Annotated in this window: 14 protein-coding genes, 2 tRNA genes and 3 rRNA genes; 3 read left to right on the forward strand and 16 right to left on the reverse strand. The window is 62.5% G+C overall.

Going from position 1 to position 21,289, the window contains the following annotated elements:
- From EL249_RS13380 to EL249_RS10810, 4 genes are all read right to left on the reverse strand, one after another.
- Positions 1-147, reverse strand: coding sequence for a hypothetical protein (locus tag EL249_RS13380; protein ID WP_156789135.1), 147 nt, complete (start codon positions 145-147; stop codon positions 1-3).
- Between the two features lie 203 nt (positions 148-350).
- On the reverse strand, positions 351-683 hold the full coding sequence (locus EL249_RS10800) for a YegP family protein (RefSeq protein ID WP_005672432.1): 333 nt from the start codon (positions 681-683) through the stop codon (positions 351-353).
- 215 nt (positions 684-898) lie between these two features.
- Positions 899-1,011, reverse strand: a 5S ribosomal RNA gene (gene rrf, locus EL249_RS10805).
- 202 nt (positions 1,012-1,213) lie between these two features.
- Positions 1,214-4,091: ribosomal RNA gene (locus EL249_RS10810) — 23S ribosomal RNA — on the reverse strand.
- A gap of 16 nt (positions 4,092-4,107) precedes the next feature.
- On the opposite strand from EL249_RS10810, the gene EL249_RS10815 reads away from it, so the two are divergent.
- Positions 4,108-4,350, forward strand: coding sequence for a hypothetical protein (locus EL249_RS10815; protein ID WP_126348014.1), 243 nt, complete (start codon positions 4,108-4,110; stop codon positions 4,348-4,350).
- A gap of 7 nt (positions 4,351-4,357) precedes the next feature.
- Here the strand turns inward: EL249_RS10815 and EL249_RS10820 are convergent.
- The 6 genes from EL249_RS10820 to clpB form a co-directional block, all read right to left on the reverse strand.
- A tRNA-Ala gene (locus EL249_RS10820) sits at positions 4,358-4,433 on the reverse strand.
- A gap of 37 nt (positions 4,434-4,470) precedes the next feature.
- Positions 4,471-4,547, reverse strand: a tRNA-Ile gene (locus EL249_RS10825).
- Between the two features lie 99 nt (positions 4,548-4,646).
- Positions 4,647-6,177, reverse strand: a 16S ribosomal RNA gene (locus EL249_RS10830).
- Together the 16S, 23S and 5S rRNA genes with 2 tRNA genes alongside form the textbook arrangement of a ribosomal RNA operon.
- Before the next feature lie 740 nt (positions 6,178-6,917).
- Positions 6,918-8,255, reverse strand: a complete 1,338-nt coding sequence (locus tag EL249_RS10835) for a DUF2254 domain-containing protein (RefSeq protein WP_232002011.1) — start codon at positions 8,253-8,255, stop codon at positions 6,918-6,920.
- Between the two features lie 273 nt (positions 8,256-8,528).
- On the reverse strand, positions 8,529-10,436 hold the full coding sequence (locus EL249_RS10840) for a hypothetical protein (RefSeq protein WP_005672425.1): 1,908 nt from the start codon (positions 10,434-10,436) through the stop codon (positions 8,529-8,531).
- A 570-nt stretch (positions 10,437-11,006) separates the two neighbouring features.
- A complete protein-coding gene (gene clpB, locus EL249_RS10845; protein ID WP_005672421.1) occupies positions 11,007-13,640 on the reverse strand; it encodes an ATP-dependent chaperone ClpB in 2,634 nt (877 codons plus the stop codon).
- Between the two features lie 394 nt (positions 13,641-14,034).
- Here clpB and cls point away from each other — a divergent pair, with 394 nt between their 5' ends.
- Positions 14,035-15,555: a cardiolipin synthase gene (gene cls, locus EL249_RS10850; protein ID WP_005672418.1), complete on the forward strand. Its 1,521-nt coding sequence runs from the start codon at positions 14,035-14,037 to the stop codon at positions 15,553-15,555.
- Between the two features lie 67 nt (positions 15,556-15,622).
- Entirely contained in the window at positions 15,623-15,925 is a 303-nt protein-coding gene (locus tag EL249_RS10855; protein WP_005672416.1) for a monooxygenase, read from the forward strand.
- A gap of 10 nt (positions 15,926-15,935) precedes the next feature.
- On the opposite strand, the gene moaE is transcribed toward EL249_RS10855, so the two are convergent.
- From moaE to EL249_RS10885, 6 genes are read right to left on the reverse strand one after another with little or no spacing between them, the layout of a single operon-like run.
- A complete protein-coding gene (moaE, locus tag EL249_RS10860; RefSeq protein WP_005672414.1) occupies positions 15,936-16,409 on the reverse strand; it encodes a molybdopterin synthase catalytic subunit MoaE in 474 nt (157 codons plus the stop codon).
- Between the two features lie 3 nt (positions 16,410-16,412).
- Positions 16,413-16,682, reverse strand: a complete 270-nt coding sequence (gene moaD / locus EL249_RS10865; protein ID WP_005672411.1) for a molybdopterin converting factor subunit 1 — start codon at positions 16,680-16,682, stop codon at positions 16,413-16,415.
- Between the two features lie 3 nt (positions 16,683-16,685).
- Positions 16,686-17,954, reverse strand: a complete 1,269-nt coding sequence (locus tag EL249_RS10870) for a molybdopterin molybdotransferase MoeA (RefSeq protein WP_005672410.1) — start codon at positions 17,952-17,954, stop codon at positions 16,686-16,688.
- Positions 17,955-17,956: 2 nt separating this feature from the next.
- Positions 17,957-18,526 (reverse strand): molybdopterin-guanine dinucleotide biosynthesis protein B, encoded by a 570-nt coding sequence (mobB, locus tag EL249_RS10875; RefSeq protein WP_005672407.1) that lies wholly within the window; start codon positions 18,524-18,526, stop codon positions 17,957-17,959.
- Positions 18,526-19,971, reverse strand: coding sequence for a threonine synthase (thrC, locus tag EL249_RS10880; protein ID WP_005672406.1), 1,446 nt, complete (start codon positions 19,969-19,971; stop codon positions 18,526-18,528). The genes mobB and thrC overlap by 1 nt, the downstream gene beginning before the upstream one ends.
- A 6-nt stretch (positions 19,972-19,977) precedes the next feature.
- Entirely contained in the window at positions 19,978-21,288 is a 1,311-nt protein-coding gene (locus tag EL249_RS10885; RefSeq protein ID WP_005672403.1) for a homoserine dehydrogenase, read from the reverse strand.
- Between the last annotated feature and the right edge of the window lies 1 nt (position 21,289).

Raw genomic sequence — 21,289 nt, forward strand, 5'->3', positions numbered from 1 at the left:
TCAAGGGCCCGTCAGCTCCACCGGGTCCACCGGGTCCACCGGGTCCACCGGGTCCACCGGGTCCACCGGGTCCACCGGGCCCAACAGGTCCAACAGGTCCAACAGGTCCAACAGGTCCAACAGGTCCAACAGATCCAACAGATCCAACAGGTCTCACCGCTCTTGCAGGGTCGAGAGGCCTGAGCAGACGGAGGAGCCTGACGGGTCCGGTAGTAAAAAAGGCGGTATCGGTTTCCAGCCCTTTCCGGCTGGAGCCGATACCGCCTTTCTCATGGAACTGCCCTGACTCGCGGAGCCAGCCGGAGCAGATCCGCCAGATGCGCCAGATCCACCAGATGCGTCAGCCCCAATCAGGTCAGATCCTTCACCTGCGTGGATGCACCGTTGGTCTTCACGCTGGCAATGCCCTTGTCGCGGCTGGCCTCGGTCGCATACAGCTGGCTAGTGCCGATCACCTGGCCATTGCCCGCCTTCAGGTTGAAGTGGAACTTGCCGTTCGACGCAGTCTTCAGCTCATAACGGGCGTCGTTGCCACTGTTCTTCTGAACGGACTCAATGCCGTTCTGAGCCGAGGCCTTCTCCTTGTACAACTCGCTGGTCAGAATGGTCTCGGCATTACCGGCCTTCAGGACAAAACGGAACTGACCGTCCTTGCTCTTGCTGATCTCGAACCAACCGCTCATGATCCTCTCCGATAAATGATGTGGGTAACTGGAGACGATACCCCAGTTGGACGCCGGGTTGGGTGCATCCATGAGCAGTGTGGTGGCAACAACGACACTTGCCCCGACGCTGCTGCCACGCCGATTCATCAGAAAACGAGCGAATGAAACGTGCGGCGAAGAGTAGGGACGAAAAAAAAGCCCGTACGATGTACGGGCTTTTTCATGAATAGGGTGTCTGACGATGTCCTACTTTCACGGGCGCGGGCCCACTATCATCGGCGCAAAAGCGTTTCACGTTCCTGTTCGGGATGGGAAGGAGTGGTTCCACTTCGCTATGGTCGTCAGACAAAGCTTGTTGGCGGCGAGCCTAGCGAGTTGCCAAGGCTTGCTGCCGTTGTCTGATAGGAGTCGACGAGTGTATCGGAAGTTTCATGAGGAGTCCATGGTTTCCGACGACGATGTGACTGAGTCTCGAACGAGTCTGCGTGCAGAGTCATGTCGAGTCAACTGATGGCGGCCCAGCAGCATGCTGGATCTCGCAAAACTATAGGGTCAAGCCTCACGGGCAATTAGTACCGGTTAGCTGCACGCATTACTGCGCTTCCACACCCGGCCTATCAACGTCCTGGTCTTGGACGACCCTTCAGGGGGATCGAGTCCCCAGGGAGATCTCATCTTCAGGCAAGTTTCCCGCTTAGATGCTTTCAGCGGTTATCTCTTCCACACTTAGCTACCCTGCGATGCCACTGGCGTGACAACAGGTACACCAGAGGTGTGTCCACTCCGGTCCTCTCGTACTAGGAGCAGCCCCCGTCAAATCTCCAACGCCCACAGCAGATAGGGACCAAACTGTCTCACGACGTTTTAAACCCAGCTCACGTACCTCTTTAAATGGCGAACAGCCATACCCTTGGGACCGGCTACAGCCCCAGGATGAGATGAGCCGACATCGAGGTGCCAAACACCGCCGTCGATATGAACTCTTGGGCGGTATCAGCCTGTTATCCCCAGAGTACCTTTTATCCGTTGAGCGATGGCCCTTCCATACAGAACCACCGGATCACTATGTCCTGCTTTCGCACCTGCTCGACTTGTCAGTCTCGCAGTTAAGCACGCTTTTGCCATTGCACTTTAGGCACGATGTCCGACCGTACCAAGCGTACCTTCGAACTCCTCCGTTACTCTTTAGGAGGAGACCGCCCCAGTCAAACTGCCCACCATGCACTGTCTCCGGCCCGGATGACGGGCCTAGGTTAGAACCGCGAACAAACCAGGGTGGTATTTCAAGGATGGCTCCATCAAGACTGGCGTCCTGACTTCAAAGCCTCCCACCTATCCTACACAAGTCGGTTCGCAATCCAATGCAAAGCTACAGTAAAGGTTCATGGGGTCTTTCCGTCTAGCTGCGGGGAGATTGCATCATCACAAACATTTCAACTTCGCTGAGTCTCGGGAGGAGACAGTGTGGCCATCGTTACGCCATTCGTGCAGGTCGGAACTTACCCGACAAGGAATTTCGCTACCTTAGGACCGTTATAGTTACGGCCGCCGTTTACCGGGGCTTCGATCAAGAGCTTGCACCCCATCACTTAACCTTCCGGCACCGGGCAGGCGTCACACCCTATACGTCCACTTTCGTGTTTGCAGAGTGCTGTGTTTTTAATAAACAGTCGCAGCCACCTATTCTTTGCAACCTCTTTGCCCTTGTGTTGTTCACACTCAAGCTACCAAGGCACACCTTCTTCCGAAGTTACGGTGTCAATTTGCCGAGTTCCTTCTCCCGAGTTCTCTCAAGCGCCTGAGAATACTCATCTCGCGCACCAGTGTTGGTTTGCGGTACGGTCGTTTCTAGCTGAAGCTTAGAGGCTTTTCTTGGAACCACTTCCAGTTGCTTCGCGAGCAAGCTCGCTCGTCCCAACCCCTCGGCATACGCCTGGCGGATTTACCTACCAGACACCTACAGGTCAGGAACCGGGACTTCCAACACCCGGACAACCTTCCACGATCCGTCCCCCCATCGCACTAGAAATCGGTGCTGGAATATTAACCAGCTTCCCATCAGCTATGGCTTTCGCCCTCACCTTAGGGGCCGACTCACCCTACGCCGATGAACGTTGCGTAGGAAACCTTGCGCTTACGGCGAGCGGGCTTTTCACCCGCTTTAACGCTACTCATGTCAGCATTCGCACTTCTGATACCTCCAGCATCCCTTACGAGACACCTTCACAGGCTTACAGAACGCTCCCCTACCCCGCACTCAAAGAGTGCAGCCTAAGCTTCGGTGCATGGCTTAGCCCCGTTACATCTTCCGCGCAGGACGACTCGATCAGTGAGCTATTACGCTTTCTTTAAATGATGGCTGCTTCTAAGCCAACATCCTGACTGTTTTAGCCTTCCCACTTCGTTTCCCACTTAGCCACACTTTGGGACCTTAGCTGTAGGTCTGGGTTGTTTCCCTCTTGCCGCCGGACGTTAGCACCCGGCGACTGTCTGCCATGCTCATACTTCCAGGTATTCGGAGTTTGCTATGGCGTGGTAAGCCGCGATGGCCCCCACAACCATTACAGTGCTCTACCCCCTGGAGCAATACATGACGCACTACCTAAATAGTTTTCGGGGAGAACCAGCTATTTCCAGGTTTGATTAGCCTTTCACCCCTATCCACAGTTCATCCGCTAATTTTGCAACATTAGTCGGTTCGGACCTCCAGCTGGTGTTACCCAACCTTCATCCTGACCATGGATAGATCACCTGGTTTCGGGTCTACGCCCAGCGACTATGGCGCCCTATTCGGACTCGGTTTCCCTGCGCCTCCCCTATCTGGTTAAGCTTGCCACTGAACGTAAGTCGCTGACCCATTATACAAAAGGTACGCCGTCACCCCTTGCGAGGCTCCGACTGTTTGTATGCATGCGGTTTCAGGATCTATTTCACTCCCCTCCCGGGGTTCTTTTCGCCTTTCCTTCACAGTACTTGTTCACTATCGGTCGATTACGAGTATTTAGCCTTGGAGGATGGTCCCCCCATCTTCAGACAGGATTACACGTGTCCCGCCCTACTTGTCGTACGCTCAGTACCACCGATTCGCTTTCGTGTAAGGGGCTATCACCCTCTATGGCCGGCCTTTCCATACCGTTCCACTAGCCAATCGACTATCACGCACAGGCTGCTCCGATTTCGCTCGCCACTACTTTCGGAATCTCGGTTGATTTCTTTTCCTGTGGCTACTTAGATGTTTCAGTTCGCCACGTTCGCATCGCTGACCTATGGATTCAGTCAGCGATACCCTTGCGGGTGGGTTTCCCCATTCGGACATCCGCGGATCAAAGCTTGTTTGCCAGCTCCCCGCGGCTTATCGCAGGCTACAACGTCCTTCATCGCCTGTAATCGCCAAGGCATCCACCACATGCACTTATTCACTTGACCCTATAGGTTTGCGGACTTGAACTTCTTCAAATCCAGGATCAAGCATGCTGCGTTTTCGCCGCCTCTCAGTTCACTCGGAACTCTTTCGTTGAGACTTGTTCGACGCAATCACATCGTTGTTCCGGCTACGGAACAACTTGTCGACTTCTATCAAATTTTTAAAGATCAAGATTCGACACTCGATTCTGCCCTGGTGCTTGTGCGCCAGGACGGGATCGCCTGTCTTGAATTCGTGGCTTGTGCCGTCTGGACGTTCTGAACAGAAATGGTGGAGGTGAACGGGATCGAACCGATGACCCCCTGCTTGCAAAGCAGGTGCTCTCCCAGCTGAGCTACACCCCCTTCATCGGCATGAGCTCTTTGCTCATGCCCAGATGATTGGTGGGTCTAGATGGACTCGAACCATCGACCCCCGCCTTATCAAGACGGTGCTCTAACCAGCTGAGCTACAGACCCGTGAACCCTACAATTTCTGGCTCAGATCCAGAATGTTGAATCTTGCTCCGACAACCAACAGCCGATAAGTGTGAGCGTTTGTTCGAGGTGTTTCTCGTGAAAGGAGGTGATCCAGCCGCACCTTCCGGTACGGCTACCTTGTTACGACTTCACCCCAGTCATGAGCCCTACCGTGGTAAGCGCCCTCCTTGCGGTTAAGCTACCTACTTCTGGTAAAACCCACTCCCATGGTGTGACGGGCGGTGTGTACAAGACCCGGGAACGTATTCACCGCGGCATGCTGATCCGCGATTACTAGCGATTCCGACTTCATGCAGTCGAGTTGCAGACTGCAATCCGGACTACGATCGGTTTTTTGGGATTGGCTCCACCTCGCGGCTTCGCAACCCTCTGTACCGACCATTGTATGACGTGTGAAGCCCTACACATAAGGGCCATGAGGACTTGACGTCATCCCCACCTTCCTCCGGTTTGTCACCGGCAGTCTCATTAGAGTGCCCTTGCGTAGCAACTAATGATAAGGGTTGCGCTCGTTGCGGGACTTAACCCAACATCTCACGACACGAGCTGACGACAGCCATGCAGCACCTGTGTTCCGGCTCTCTTTCGAGCACCCCCAAATCTCTTCAGGGTTCCGGACATGTCAAGCGTAGGTAAGGTTTTTCGCGTTGCATCGAATTAATCCACATCATCCACCGCTTGTGCGGGTCCCCGTCAATTCCTTTGAGTTTTAATCTTGCGACCGTACTCCCCAGGCGGTCTACTTCACGCGTTAGCTGCGTTACCAAGGAAATTAATCCCCGACAACTAGTAGACATCGTTTAGGGCGTGGACTACCAGGGTATCTAATCCTGTTTGCTCCCCACGCTTTCGTGCATGAGCGTCAGTGTTATCCCAGGAGGCTGCCTTCGCCATCGGTGTTCCTCCGCATATCTACGCATTTCACTGCTACATGCGGAATTCCACCTCCCTCTGACACACTCTAGCCTTGCAGTCACCAATGCAGTTCCCAGGTTAAGCCCGGGGATTTCACATCGGTCTTGCAAAACCGCCTGCGCACTCTTTACGCCCAGTAATTCCGATTAACGCTTGCACCCTACGTATTACCGCGGCTGCTGGCACGTAGTTAGCCGGTGCTTATTCTGCGGGTACCGTCATCGAACCGTGGTATTGGCACAGTCCTTTTCGTTCCCGCCAAAAGTGCTTTACAACCCGAAGGCCTTCATCACACACGCGGCATTGCTGGATCAGGCTTTCGCCCATTGTCCAAAATTCCCCACTGCTGCCTCCCGTAGGAGTCTGGGCCGTGTCTCAGTCCCAGTGTGGCTGGTCGTCCTCTCAGACCAGCTACAGATCGTCGCCTTGGTAGGCCTTTACCCCACCAACTAGCTAATCTGCCATCGGCCGCTCCAATAGCGCGAGGTCCGAAGATCCCCCGCTTTCACCCTCAGGTCGTATGCGGTATTAATCCGGCTTTCGCCGAGCTATCCCCCACTACTGGGCACGTTCCGATGTATTACTCACCCGTTCGCCACTCGCCGCCAGGCCGAAGCCCGCGCTGCCGTTCGACTTGCATGTGTAAAGCATGCCGCCAGCGTTCAATCTGAGCCAGGATCAAACTCTTCAGTTCAATCTTTGCAAGCTCTCATCAAAACTGACTTGGAAAAATCAATTTCATGTGAGCATCAGGGTATTTCTCTTTGCCAAACACCACATAGCTTACGCTACGCAGCGTCGGCCACCTACCCCAAACGCCCACACTTATCGGCTGCTGATTTTTAAGGAACGAGCCGCCAACACCATTCGTCCGTTAGGACTTCACGCTGATCGGAAGACTGTGTCTTTCGTCGCGTCGCTGTGTCAGCAGCGAAGAATTGGATTATGGGCATGTCGGATCAGGTTGTCAAACGCTTTCGATGAAATTTTTGCGACAAGGAGCCTTCAATGCCTGGTTTTTGCCACGGCAAATCCCCTTACTTCGGCTCCAGAAGCCAATCTTCAGGCGATTGCGCCCAAGATGTAAGTCTTTGTAACCAACAAGACCTTGGCGCGTCATGGGCCATCTCTCCACGTTCGCTCGCCTCTCTCCCGCCTCTCTCCCGCCTCTCTCCCGCCTCTCTCCCGCCTCTCTCCCGCCTCTCTCAGCCTCAAATTGCCTCTCTCAGCCTCAGTTTGACCCTCTCGACCTCAACCCCGTCTGTCTCAGATGCCGTCATTCAGCCTCGGAGGGGGCATTGATCCCTGGCGTCCGGTCTCAGCTCGGACGCCATCATGCGCTTCGGGCCCCCTGTCTCACCCCTATCTCAAGGCACAGGCGGTTTCGTTTGGCCTCCGGCAGGCTCATCCAGTCTCTTCCAACCTCCCTCTGCCTCAAGCGCCCTCTTTCACCGCTTGCGCCAGGGCACGAACGCGGCGTTTTTCCTCTTCCAGAGGTAGCGCGGCTTCTGCGCGGTCCAGCGCCATCCGGGAATGAACCCGCGCAGCTTCCGCGACGGTGGCATCGCCTACCCGGCTCAAGGCCAGCAGGGACTTCTGCAGGGGCAGCTGGACTTCGATCATGCCGGCGCCATCCCGTGCAATCAGCATGAAGGCGTCATCGAACAGGTCCATGACCGTGACCGCCGGAACATGGACATGGGGATAGTCCGGCTCTCGGGCCTTGTTTGCATCGACGTCCCGGGGCGCCCGCAACGCCACCGCCCACATGTTGAGCAGTCGGGTCACGCGGCCGATGACGCTGATGGCAGTGCCCGGGTCGTTGACTGCGGGCGACAGCGCGCGCGAGGCGATCTCGCTCAGCACCACCAGGCCGAAGCGGGGATCCTGCTCGAAGGTGCGCTCGTTGCCCATGGAGAAGGCGGCCTGCAACGGTTGGGACCACGCCATCCGGTCGGCATTCCCCTTTTCCGCCTTTGCAGGGTCGGTTCCGGCTTCCTTCAAGGCAGCCGTTGGCGCGACCCACAGCAGAGGCGTGTCGGCATAAATGAAGGTTCCCGGCAAGGCCGAGAGGTAGACGCGCGTCTCGTGTTCCTTGCAGAAGGCGGACAGAGCCGGGATGTCGACGTTCTGGACATAACCGATCTCCGGGCCGAAGACCGGCATGGCGTCAGGCGGAACGTCGTGATCGGGATCCAGAAGCGGCGTGCCGCCCATGTAAGGCTGGGCCAGACGGGCCTCCATGGCCTTGCGTGCCGCTGCCTCCACCCGGTTCGTGGTTTCACCCAGGCGGCCAAGCCGGGTGAGATGGTCGATCCATTGCATGAGCGACACCACGACCAGGGCAATGACGAGGATGGTGGCCACGAAGAGGGCGATCCGCCCCCGTTCGCTGTACAGGCCCACCTTCAGCATGATCAGCCCGACGATACCGAACAGGAACGAGCCGACGAAGTTGGCCAGCACGGTCTGGGTCAACGAGTCTTCGATCAGCAGGCTGGTGGCACGGGGCGTTGCGGTGTTGGTGGCCGAGCCATAGGCCGAAACCATGATGCTCAGCGAGAAGGTCGTGACGGCCAACATGCTGGAAGCCAGGATGCTCAACAGACTGTCCACCGCCTCGCGGCTGACCTCGCCTGACAACTCCCAGGGCAGGTACGGCTCAATGACAGCGGACAGTACGGCAATCAGGATGCCCATGACCCCGATGGCCGAGGTTCGGACCCAGAGCTGCTTGCCCAGGCGGGACATGAGCCATTGCCAACGGGACATCAGAATCTCCTTGTCTTGTGTTAGGTAGCAAGTGAACGGGGTGAACATTCTGCCCCACCGGGATGGGGCGCAGGTTCGCTGCTTCCAGGAGGCGGGGCCGACGGGCATGACAGAAAGCCGCCGGACCCGAAGCATAGCAAGGAGAAGCATGTGTCCATGCCGGGCATACAAGAAAACCCGGCTTCAGCGACATGTGGGTCGCCGTAGCCGGGTCTATCTGGCCCAAGTGAAATGGGCCATGGTCTGCCTGTCTTCAGGTCAGGCCATCAGCGCTCATTGGCTGTTGAGCGTGGTGGGCTTGAGCGTGCCAGTGCCTGCAGCGCCAGCCTCCGCGTTGCCCGCTGCTGCATCCTGGGCGGCTGCACCCGCAGCAGAAGCCGAATCGGCTGCGGCATCCTGGTCTACTGGTTTGGCAATGTCCGGCTGGGCAGTGGCCGCGTCAGCAGCCGGAGCGGCGGCATCAGTCGCGCCCGCGGTCGGTTTGGCATCCGTCGCCGGGGTGGCTGCATCGGTCGCGCCGGTTGCCGGGGTTGCGTCCGGCTTGCTGGCGTCCGTTGCAGGAGCAGCATCCGCGGCGGTTGGCGCAGCGGGGGTTTGGGCGGCAGCGTCCGTTGCAGGGGTCGGTGTGGCAGCGGCCCCCTGATCGGCCGGCTTGGAGGCATCCGGCTGAGCAGCGGCATCAGCAGCCGGTGCTGCAGCGCCGGTTGCACCGGCTGCCGGTGCGGCATCCGTCGTCGGCTGGGCGGGGGGCTGGGGGGTGGGCTGCGAGGCATCTGCCGGCGCAGCGGCGGCATCACCAGCGGCGGGTTGGGTGGCAGGGCCAGCTGCCTGGCCATGCTGCTGGGCCACGGCGGCGGCATGACCGCTTTCGGTGCTGACCGAGGCGGCACCGTTGCCGGCTGCATCAGCGGCCGCAGCGGCTTCGGCGGCGGCCTGGCTGGTTGCATCCGCCTGTGCGGCATTCGCTGTCTGGGCCGCCGTGTTCTGCGTGGCGTCACCGGTAGTGGCTGCCGCGGCTCCAGCGTTCACGGCTGCTGCACCATCCGTTGCCGTGTTGGCAGCGGTTCCATTCCCCGCCTGGCCTGCAGCGGCTGCGTCCTGGGTAGCCGCCGAGGCAGGCTTGGTCTTCCAGTAGCGAACGTTGCCGCCGTTGACGTTGTCCTCGACGTTCAGATTCTCACTGACAAAGATGCCGTTGTAGTTCAGCGACTGTTTGGCCGTCCAGTTGGCGGGCACCTGCCACAGGCTGCACGCGGTACGCTGGACATCGGACTTGGGCTGCGGCGGGCTGGCCGGATCGGCAGCGTTGAGGTTCTTCCTGCGCGACTCCATCTTCAGGCAGAACATCACTTCGTCCGGAGAGTCGCCCCGCTGGACGAGGAGTGTCATCTTGCCGCCGTGAAGTGCATTCCCGGTGGCGTGCGTCCATTCCTGGACGGATTCGTCGAAGTTCACCACGCCATCGCGCGGGATCACCTTCTCGACATCGGCCTTCAACGTGTCGGTTTCCCGATAGGTCTCGGCGCCCGTGTTCGGGTCACGGCTGTAGCCGTTCCTGATCTCGGCATCGGTCTTCAGGGTCAGGCGCTTGTCGGGGGAATCGGCTTCCTTGTGAAAGACATAGCCGAAGCTGGCCACGGCGCTGATGATCTTGGCGTCAGCATTCTGGCCACTGCGGTCTGCCCCCCAGCTGTGGACGATGAACTTCCCGTCCACCGGCTGCTGATAGGACAGCATGTCGGGCAGATCGGGGGTATCCATCCACTGGTTGCGATTCAGCGGCTGGTGCAGGTGGTCATCCGGCGAAACCAGTTGGCTGGCCGCATGGTTGCTGCTGATCGGGTAGGCGTGAGGGCCGACCCGGACATAGGCGGTCTGCGTGCTGAGGATCTTCTCGAACAGTTCGGTGCTGATCCCGGCTTCGGTGATGGCGCCGTGGCTGGAAGCAGGCGCGGCTGCGCCGGCATCGGCGGCACCGGCCGTACCCGTGGTTTCGGTGCTGCCCGTCGCGTTGGCTGCGTTCGTGCCAGCAGCGCCCGTGCCATTGGTCTTGGTCGACAGGCCGCCGGATTCGGTCCCTGCGCCGCCGCTATTGTCCGAACCACCGCCGCAACCAGCCAGGAAAAGTGCGGCCACCGCAGCGGCCACCATCGAGGTCGACGTCGTGAATCTGATCAGCATGTTCTGCACTACCTCCCAATCTGTCAAAAGAATTGCCAGATGATGCTAGAGCAGGAGGTAGATACAAATCGTATGCAATCTGTCGATTCAAAGAACGAGTGTATGCGGATGTATGTCAACGATGGCGTGCAGATGTTTCATTGATTCGCTCTGATGCTTGATTGATGTCAGCGTGTTGCAGTACAGGATGATCAGAAAACCGGACACCACACGGGCAATGCATCGACACACGGCCCTGCGAAAAAACGCGGGGAGCGAAGACATCGGGGCATCGGGGCATCGCTGAATCCCTGCATCCGGCATGTGCTTTCGACTGGTACTTCAGCCTGTGCCACTCATGACACGGCCGAGCGCTCGAAGGGCACTTGTCGATGCGTTGGCACTGCAGCCCGCCGCTCAGGACACGGCCTGTCGCAAGGAAGCAGGAACAGAAAGGCCCCGGCACCGAGATGTTCTTCGGTGCCGGGGCCATCGGGGCCAGGCCATCAGGTCAAGCCATCAGGTCAAGCCATCAGGTCAAGCCATCAGGCCGGGCCGTCGGACGGTGAGGCGGGTGTCAGCCCGTCCTCATCAGTTGCCTGCTTTCTCGAACGTGAAATGTCCGTCCCGGAAATCCACCGGGATGGTTTCGTTCGGTGCGTAACGACCTTCCAGCACGCGCTTGGCGATGGGGTTCTCCAGTTTCTGCTGGATGGCGCGCTTGAGCGGGCGTGCGCCATACAGCGGGTCGAAGCCCACCTTGGCCAGTTCGTCGAGTGCGGCGTCGCTGACTTCCAGCTTCAGGTCGCGCTCGGCCAGGCGTTTCTCCAGGCTCTTGAGCTGGATGACCGAGATGTCGCGGATGTGCTTGGCGTCCAGGCCGTGGAAGACCACCACTTCGTCGATCCGGTTGATGAACTCCGGCCGGAAGTGCTGGCGTACCTCGCCCATCACGGCTTCCTTGATCACGTCCGGATCGTTCAGCGTCTTGTCGGCCGACAGGCGCTGGATCTCGGCGGAGCCGATGTTGCTGGTCATCACCACCACGGTGTTGCGGAAGTCCACGGTACGGCCCTGGCCGTCGGTCAGCCGGCCGTCGTCCAGCACCTGCAGCAGGATGTTGAACACGTCCGGATGCGCCTTCTCGATCTCGTCGAGCAGGATGACGCTGTACGGGTTGCGCCGCACGGCCTCGGTCAGGTAGCCGCCCTCTTCATAGCCCACGTATCCCGGAGGCGCACCGATCAGTCGCGCCACGGAGTGTTTCTCCATGAATTCGCTCATGTCGATACGGATCAGGTGATCTTCGGAATCGAACATGAAGCGGGCCAGCGCCTTGCACAGTTCCGTCTTGCCCACGCCGGTGGGTCCCAGGAAGAGGAAGGAGCCCCACGGCCGGTTGGGATCGGCCAGGCCGGCACGCGAACGGCGGATGGCGTCGGACACCAGGGTGACGGCCTCGTCCTGGCCAACCACACGCTTGTGCAGTTCCTCTTCCATCTTCAGCAGCTTCTCGCGCTCGCCTTCCATCATCTTGGAGACGGGAATGCCCGTGGCCCGCGAGACCACTTCGGCGATTTCCTCGGCACCCACGACCGTGCGCAGCAGCTTCGGCTTGCCGGAGACGGCGGCCTCGTCGGCCTTCAGGTTGGTCTCGGCGGCATTGACCTCGGCCAAGCGTTTCTCCAGCTCGGGCAGCTTTCCGTACTGCAGCTCAGCCAGTTTCTCGTACTGGCCCTTGCGCTGCAGCTCGGCCATCTGCGCCCGCAGCTGGTCGATCTCACCCTTGATCTGGGCGCTGCCCTGGACTGCGGCCTTCTCGGCTTTCAGGATCTCTTCGTAGTCCGCGTATTCCTTGCTGATGCGGGCGATTTCCTGCTCGATCAGCTCCAGGCGTTTCTTCGATGCGTCATCGGTTTCCTTGCGCACGGCCTCACGCTCGATCTTGAGCTGGATCAGCCGGCGGTCCAGGCGGTCCATCACCTCGGGCTTGGAGTCGATCTCCATCTTGATGCGCGAGGCAGCCTCGTCGATGAGGTCGATGGCCTTGTCGGGCAGGAAGCGGTCGGTGATGTAGCGGTTGGACAGCTCGGCCGCAGCCACGATGGCCGGGTCGGTGATCTCCACGCCGTGGTGGATCTCATAGCGTTCCTGCAGACCGCGCAGGATGGCGATGGTGGATTCCACCGACGGCTCGCCCACCAGCACTTTCTGGAAGCGGCGCTCCAGGGCGGCGTCCTTCTCGATGTACTTGCGGTATTCGTCCAGGGTGGTGGCGCCCACGCAATGCAGTTCGCCACGCGCCAGGGCGGGCTTGAGCATGTTGCCGGCGTCCATGGCACCGTCGCTCTTGCCGGCGCCCACCATGGTGTGGATCTCGTCGATGAAGACGATGGTGCGGCCCTCGTCGGCAGCGATGTCCTTGAGCACGGCCTTCAGGCGTTCCTCGAACTCGCCCCGGTACTTGGCACCAGCCAGCAGCGCAGCCATGTCCAGCGCCAGCACGCGCTTGTTCTTCAGCGAATCGGGCACTTCGCCGTTGACGATGCGCTGAGCCAGCCCCTCGACGATAGCGGTCTTGCCCACGCCGGGTTCACCGATCAGCACGGGGTTGTTCTTGGAGCGACGCTGCAGGATCTGGATGGTGCGACGGATCTCGTCGTCACGGCCGATGACCGGGTCGAGCTTGCCCGCACGGGCCCGCTCGGTCAGGTCCAGCGTGTACTTCTTCAGCGCCTCGCGCTGGCCTTCGGCATCCTGCGATTCGACGGCCTGGCCGCCACGCACGGCGTCAACGGCCGCCTGCAGCGACTTGTGGGTGAGCCCGGCCTGCACCAGCAGCCGGCCCGCATCGCCGCCCTGACGGCCATCGCCCTCGGTCAGCGCCAGCAGGAACATCTCGATGGCCACATACTGGTCGCCACGCTTTTCGGCGTCCTTTTCGGCCTGGGTGAGCAGCTTGAGCAGCTCGCGGCTGACCTGCGGCTGGCTGGACTGGCCGCTGACCTGCGGCAGGTTCTTCAGTGCGGCCTCGACCGAGCTGCGCAGGGCCGAGATGCGAACGCCGGCACGCTCCAGCAGCGCACGGCCGGAACCATCCGGCTGGGCGATGATGGCAGCCAGCACGTGGATCGGCTCGATGTAGGGGTTGTCTGCCGAGACGGCCAGACTCTGGGCGTCGGACAGGGCTTCCTGGAATTGGGTGGTGAGTTTGTCTATACGCATGTTGGTATTTCTTTCAGCAAGGCTGGCAGGAATTCACAGCAGGCGCGGAGCCGGCCTGGAATTCCGCCAAGGAAGGCATCCGGCCTTCCGTTGAGTTCGGAATGCAACAGATATAGGGACTTCCTGTCAGAATTCAAGACAAGTTTTTCAGCGTGAAGGACTGTGACACGAACAGGGGAAGCATGACACGGCACCGGGCGGCAAGCGCCGGAATGACCCGCCCTCCGGAGGGGCGCAGGTCCGGCGTCAAGCCCATGCGGACATGCCCATGCCTCCTGGACGCCTGCGCGGAACACACCGAAGGCGCTTCCTGCCAACCGGGGGACGCCGGTACCATGAAGGGCCTGGGTGTCCGTCACGGAAGCCCTCGAACGCCCTCCTCCCTGCGTCTTCCATGGAATTCCTGAACCACCTGCTCACTGAACTCCAGCTCATCTGGCAGAGCATCTCGGTCACGCACCGGGTACTGCTGTATGCGGTGCTGGAGGTGGGCAGCATCCTGTTCCTGCTGGGGCAGCGGCGGCCGCCGCTGGCCACGCTGTCGTGGATCCTGGCCTTTCTCAGCCTGCCGGTGCTCAGCCTGCTGTGCTATTTCCTCTTTGGCCCCCGCAAGCTCAAGCGTCGCAATGTCCGCCGCGAGCTGGCCCGCCACCTGGCGGCACACCACGGTCCGCACCGCACCCAGCCGCTGCCCGAGACGCTGGCCTCGCGCCACTGGCTGCTGGCCCAGGCACGGGTGGCCACCGAGTGTGGCAGCGCACCGCCGCGCCAGGTGCAGGGGCTGCAGATCCTGATCGACGGTGACGCCACCTACGCCGCCATCGAGGCCGCGATGCAGAAGGCCGAGCACCACATCCATGTGGAGTACTACATCTTCAAGCCTGACGAGATCGGCACCCGCTGGCGCGACCTGCTCACCGAGAAGGCCCGTGCCGGCGTGAAGGTTCGGATGCTGGTGGATGCGGTGGGCTCCGGGCGCTGCCGCAACGACTTCTGGAAGCCGCTGCGCGAGGCGGGTGGCGAGGTGCGGGTCTTCAATCCGCCCCGCTTCCTGCCCTTCCGGCCCAGCATGGTGAACTTCCGCACCCACCGCAAGATCGTGGTCATCGATGCGCTCTATGGCTTCACGGGCGGCATCAACGTGGACCGGGTCGAGTCGGTTGCCTGTGTGGGGGCGACCGCATCGCGCGACACGCACCTGGCGCTCAAGGGCAGCGCGGCTCTGGACCTGCAGCGGATCTTCCTGGAGGACTGGCTGTATGCGGGCGCGCGCTCGGGCCACCTGGCACGGCTGGACAAGGCGCTGACTACGCCGCAGGACATTCTGGCCTGGTTCCCGCTGCCCCCTGACGAGCCCCGCGACGAGAGCCAGCCCTGGGTGCAGATCATCGATTCCGGCCCGGACCGCAGCGAGTACGCCATCTACCGCTACTTCTTTGCCGCCATGTCGTCGGCGCGCCGGCGGGTCTGGATCACCACGCCTTACTTCATCCCGGATGAATCGATCCTGACTGCGCTGACAACAGCGGCAGGGCGCGGCCTGGACGTGCGGCTGCTGGTGCCGATGGAATCCGACCAGCTGCTGACGGGGCTGGCTGCCTCCACCTTCGTGGAGGAGGTGCTGGCCCGGCGCGTGAAGGTCTATGCCTACGTGCCGCGCTTCATCCACGCCAAGACGCTGGTCATCGATGACGAGCTGTCGATGATCGGCACGGCCAACATGGACAACCGCAGCTTCCGGCTGAATTTCGAGGTGATGGCGGCCATCTACGACAAGAAGACCACGTCCGAGATGGCGCGGCAGTTCCTGAAGGATCTGGAGTCGGCCACGCAGCTGCACGCCGATCACCAGCCGGACAGCTTCAATCAGCGGATGGTGGCCAGCCTGGCACGCCTGGCGGCGCCGCTGCTATGATGGGATGAAGCGGCCAGGATCCTGGCCGCCGCATGACATCCACACAAGACAAGAGCGAGACAACATCATGCCCTGCCTGCTGCAGTTCGACTTTCCCTTCTCCGGCCCCTGGGGCGACCAGATGGCCGGTGCCATGCAGGAGCTGGCCCAGTCCATTGCCCAGGAACCGGGCCTGCGCTGGAAGATCTGGACCGAGAACGAGGCCACGGGCGAAGCCGGCGGCATCTACCTGTTCGAGGATGTGGCCAGTGCCCAGGCCTACCAGAAGAAGCACACGGAACGCCTGCGCGCCTTCGGCATCACGCAGGTACGCGCCCGGCTCTTTGACGTCAATGAGGCCCTGACGAAGATCGACCGCGGGCCGGTGTGACGGATCCTGTTCAGCCCGCCTGCCAGCGGGACAATGCCGCCTCGTCGCTGTCGCGCGCATCCACCCAGCGTTCCTCGCCGTCCGTGGTGGCTTCCTTCTTCCAGAACGGGGCCTCGGTCTTCAGGAAGTCCATGATGAAGCGGCAGGCCTCGAAGGCGGCGTCACGGTGGCGCGAGGCCACGGCCACCAGCACGATCTGCTCCCCCGGGGCCAGCGGCCCCACACGGTGGATGACGGTAACGCCCAGCAGCGGCCAGCGCGTCTGGGCCCGCTGGCAGATGTCGGCCAGCGCCTTTTCGGTCATGCCCGGATAGTGCTCCAGCGTCATGCCGGTCACGCCGTCGCCCTGGTTGCTGTCACGCACGTAGCCCACGAAGGAGGCCACGGCCCCCACTTCCCGCGTGAGCGCCTGCAGGCGCTTCAGCTCGGCGCCAACATCAAAGTCCTGCGTCTGGACATGAATGAGGGGGGCCACGGAGGACACGGATCAGCCCCCCGTCACCGGCGGGAAGAACGCCACTTCGGCGCCCTCGTGCAGCGGGGTATCGGGTGTGGCCATAGCCTGGGCCACGGCGGCCCGCAGGGTGTCCTTGCCGCTGGCGGGCGGCGTGAAGACTTCGGCCCAGGGGCCGCCCCGGGCGGCCAGGTGCTGGCGCAGGGCGCCGACGGTCTGCACATCCGCCGGCAGCGCCAGGCGCTCGGAGGCCAGTCCCAGACGTTCGCGCAGGCTGGCAAAGAACAGCAGTTCGATGTTCATGGTTCAGTTCAGCAGCTCGGCAAAGGACAGGAAGCGCACCGCATCGCCCTGACGGATGGTCTGGCCGGGCGGGTTGTCGATAAGACCATGCCCCACCACGGCCGAGGTGAGCACGGCGGAGCCCTGCTGGCGGAACAAGCCCAGGCGGCCATCAGGCAGATGCACGGCACGCAGGAACTCACGGCGGCGATCGGGGTTGGTCCAGTCAAAGCCGCTGATGAGCGTGACGGCCTGCGGTTCGACAACCTGGATGCCCTGCAGCCGCAGCACGAAGGGTCGCACGAACAGCAGGAAGGTGACATAGGCCGAGACCGGGTTGCCGGGCAGGCCGATGAAATGGGCGAAGCTGCCGGGAACGGCAGCGCGCGCGCCTTCGGGGCCATAGCGCCCCACCCGCCCGTAGGCCAGCGGCCGGCCGGGCTTGATGGCCACGCGCCACAGGTCAATCTGTCCCTCGGCCTCGACGGCCGGGCGCACGTGGTCTTCCTCGCCCACCGAGACGCCGCCGGCACTGATGATCAGGTCGGCACCTTCGGCCGCCTCACGCAGGGCCTGACGGGTGGCTTCCCGCGAGTCGGGGACGATGCCCAGATCCAGCACCTCGCAGCCCAGCCGGCGCAGCAGCGCGTTGAGCACGAAGCGGTTGGAGTTGTAGATGCCCCCGGCCGGCAGCGGCTGGCCGGGCATGACCAGTTCGTCGCCCGTGAAGAAGCAGGCCACGCGCGGGCGACGGCGCACCTCCAGCGTGGCCGCGCCGATGGAGGCGGCCAGACCGACGGCAGCCGGAGTGAGGCGGGTGCATTCGGCCAGCACGGTGCTGCCGGCGGCGATGTCCTCGGCCCGGCGACGCACCCAGGCGCCCGATGCGGGCTGCACCCGGAAGCGCACGCCGGTGCCCTCGCCAACCGGCAGCTGCAGGCCGGCTTCCACCTCTTCCTGCATCACCACGGCATCCGCCCCGGGCGGCAGGGCCGCCCCCGTGAAGATGCGCGCCACGGTGCCGGGCTGAAGCGGCTGACCCTGATGGCCGGCAGGAATGCGCTGCGAGACGGGAAACACCCCGTCCGGACTGGCGGCCAGGTCGGCCGCACGCACGGCGTAGCCATCCATCTGGGCATTGTCCCAGGGCGGAACATCCAGCGAGGACACCAGCGCCCGGGCCAGCACGCGCCCGTCGGCATTCATGGTGTCGATGGTCTCGGTGCCCGGCAGCGTGTCGGCGTGCGACAGCAGGCGGGCAAAGGCGTCGTCAAAGGGAAGCAGTGCGGACATGGCTAGGGGGCGGGAGTACCGGAAGGCTGGCCACCAGGCATGGCGGCCGGCGTGCCGACCCTGGCCAGGATGAAGGCGGTGACGGCGTCCGGGTCGTTCAGATCCAGCAGCGGCAACGGCACATCCAGCGGTGCATCGGTGGCGATGGCCTGGATCCAGGGATCGTCAGGATGCAGCAGGGGCTTGCCCAGCGCCGGCCGGTGGACCTCGATCTTGGGGATGGCGGCTGTCTTGAAGCCCTCGATCAGCACCACGTCACTGGGGCTCATGTGGGCCAGCTGCGCCTCCAGACCCGGTTCGGGCTGGCCACGCAGCTCGTGCATCAGCACCCAGCGCTGGTCGGTGGTGAGCAGGACCTCGGTGGCGCCGGCCTGGCGATGCCGCCAGGAATCCTTGCCCGGGGTGTCGAAGTCGAAACGATGGTGGGCGTGCTTGATGACCGAGACCTTCCGGCCAGCGGCCACCAGGCGCGGGATGACCTGCTCGATGAGCGTGGTCTTGCCCGAGCCTGAGTAGCCGGCAAAGCCGAAGACGAGGCCATGGCGCGCGCCCTGCCCCACTGGCGCCGCCATCAGGTGCGCGCGGCCACGTAGGCCTTCAGCAGCGCGGCATCGGCCGGCATGCGCACGTAGCGCTGCACGCGATGCTCCAGGTCGGCCAGTGCCTCGGGCACCGGCTGCCGCTGGCCCGTGGCCTCGACGATGCTCTCGGCGAACTTGGCCGGCAGCGCGGTCTCCAGGCAGATCATCGGGATGCCGGGCTCGCGGTACTGCTGGGCCACCTTCAGGCCGTCAGCCGTATGGGTATCGACAAGCACGCCGCGGTCGTCATGCCACTTGCGGATGGTCTGCAGGCGGTCGGCGTGGCTGCTGCTGCCCGAGACGAAGCCCCACTGGGCAGCGCGGGCAAAGGCATCGGTGCCCGACAGGTCGAACTCGCCGGTCTGGCCCAGCTGCTGCCAGAGTGCCTTCAGATGCTCTGCGTCACCGTCGAGCAGGTCGAAGACGAAGCGCTCGAAGTTGGAGGCCTTGGAGATGTCCATCGACGGGCTGGAGGTGGCGTGCGTCTCGCGGGCGCTGCGCACGCGATAGCGGCCAGTCCGGAAGAACTCGTCCAGCACGTCGTTCTCGTTGGTGGCCACCACCAGGCGGCGGATGGGCAGGCCCATGCGCCGGGCGATGTGGCCGGCCAGCACATTGCCGAAGTTACCGCTGGGCACCGTGAACGAGACCTGCGCCGGGCGCCCGTTGGCATCGATCGGATGCGCGGCGGTAGCCTGCAGGTAGCCCCGGAAGTAGTAGACAACCTGGGCCACCACGCGTGCCCAGTTGATGGAGTTGACGCTGCCGATGTGGTGGCGCTTCTTGAACGGCAGATCGGAGGCCAGGGCCTTGACCAGGTCCTGGCAGTCGTCGAACACGCCTTCAATGGCGATGTTGTGGATGTTGTCGTCCATCAGGCTGAACATCTGGGCGCGCTGGAAGGCGCTCATCCGTCCGGCCGGAGACAGCATGAAGACGCGCAGCCGCTGGCGGCCGCGCATGGCGTATTCGGCCGCACTGCCGGTGTCACCCGAGGTGGCGCCGACGATGTTGAGCCATCGGTCCTGCTTGAGCAGCGTGTACTCGAAGAGCCGGCCCAGCAGCTGCATGGCCATGTCCTTGAAGGCCAGCGTGGGACCATTGGACAGGTGCTGCACCAGCAGCGAACCGCGCTCGGCGCTGGCCGCTTCCAGTTCGGTCAGCGGGGTGATGGCCCGCGTGCCGAAGGTCTCTGCCGTGTAGGTTTCCTCGACCAGCCGTTTCAGGTCGTCGGCGGGAATGTCGTCGCAGTAGCGGCTGAGCACCTCGAAGGCCAGCTGGGCATATGACAGGCCGCGCCAACCCTGCAGGGTGTCGTTGTCGATCTGCGGAATGCTGGCGGGCATGACGAGGCCGCCATCGGGCGCCAATCCGCCCAGCAGGATGTCGCTGAAGCGCAGCGGGGGCATGCCGCCCCGGGTGGAGATGTATTCCATGGTCGTTCAGTCCAGCGCTTCGACCCGCAGCCGCACCGGGGCAGCCGTCACGGAAGGCAGGGCCTCGATGTGCCGGCTGGCGATATCGATGCACTTCTCGACCGTGCGGTGGGTCATGAGGATGATGTCGGTGGTGTTGGCACCTTCAGAGGGCTGGCGCTGCAGCATGGCGTCGATGGAAACGCCCTCGTCCGCCATGATGCGGGTGATGTCGGCCAGCACGCCCGGCTCGTCGCGCACCGGGATGCGCAGGTAGTACGCCGTCTCCATCTCGGCGGCCGGCAGCACCGGCACCTGCTGCAGCTGGTCCTGCTGGAAAGCCAGGTACGGCACGCGGCTTTCGGGCGCGACCTCGATCTGACGGGCCACGTCCACCAGGTCAGCCACCACGGCACTGGCGGTGGGCAGTTTGCCAGCGCCCGGACCGTAGTAGAGGGTCTCGCCCACGGCGTCACCCTTGACCCAGACAGCGTTCATCGCGCCCTCGACGTTGGCCAGCAGGCGGCGCGCCGGGATGAGCGTGGGATGCACGCGCAGCTCGATGCCCTCGGCGCGGCGGCGGGCGATGCCCAGCAGCTTGATGCGGTAGCCCAGCTGGTCGGCATAGGTGAAGTCCTCGGCCGCCAGCTTGCTGATGCCCTCGATATAGGCGCCGTCGAACTGCACGGGCACGCCGAAGGCGATGGAGGCCAGCAGCGTGGCCTTGTGGGCGGCGTCGATGCCCTCGATGTCGAAGGTGGGATCGGCCTCAGCATAGCCCAGGCGCTGCGCCTCGGCCAGCGCCACGTCGAAGCTGATGCCCTTGTCGCGCATCTCGGACAGGATGAAGTTGGTGGTGCCGTTGATGATGCCGGCCACCATCTGCACGCGGTTGGCCGAGAGCCCCTCGCGCAGCGCCTTCACGATGGGAATGCCACCGGCCACCGCGGCCTCGAAGGCCACCATCACGCCGGCCTCGCGGGCGCGAGCGAAGATCTCGTTGCCATGCACGGCCAGCAGTGCCTTGTTGGCGGTGACGACCTGCTTGCCCTTGGCAATGGCGGCCAGCACGACATCACGGGCCAGCGTGGTGCCGCCCATCACCTCCACCAGCACATCGATGGCAGGGTCGTTCACGATGTCGAAAGGATCGCTGCTGAGCGGAATGTCGGGGCCCACCAGTGTGCGGACTTCCTCGGGGTCACGCACAACGACGCGACCGATCTGGATGGTGCAGCCGGCGCGCCGGCTGATCTCGGCAGCGTTGTTCTTCAGCACCTCGAATACGCCGCTGCCCACGGTACCCATGCCGAGCAGCCCGACCTTGATCACTTTCATA

This window comes from Lautropia mirabilis (assembly GCF_900637555.1).
GTDB classification, from domain to species: domain Bacteria; phylum Pseudomonadota; class Gammaproteobacteria; order Burkholderiales; family Burkholderiaceae_E; genus Lautropia; species Lautropia mirabilis.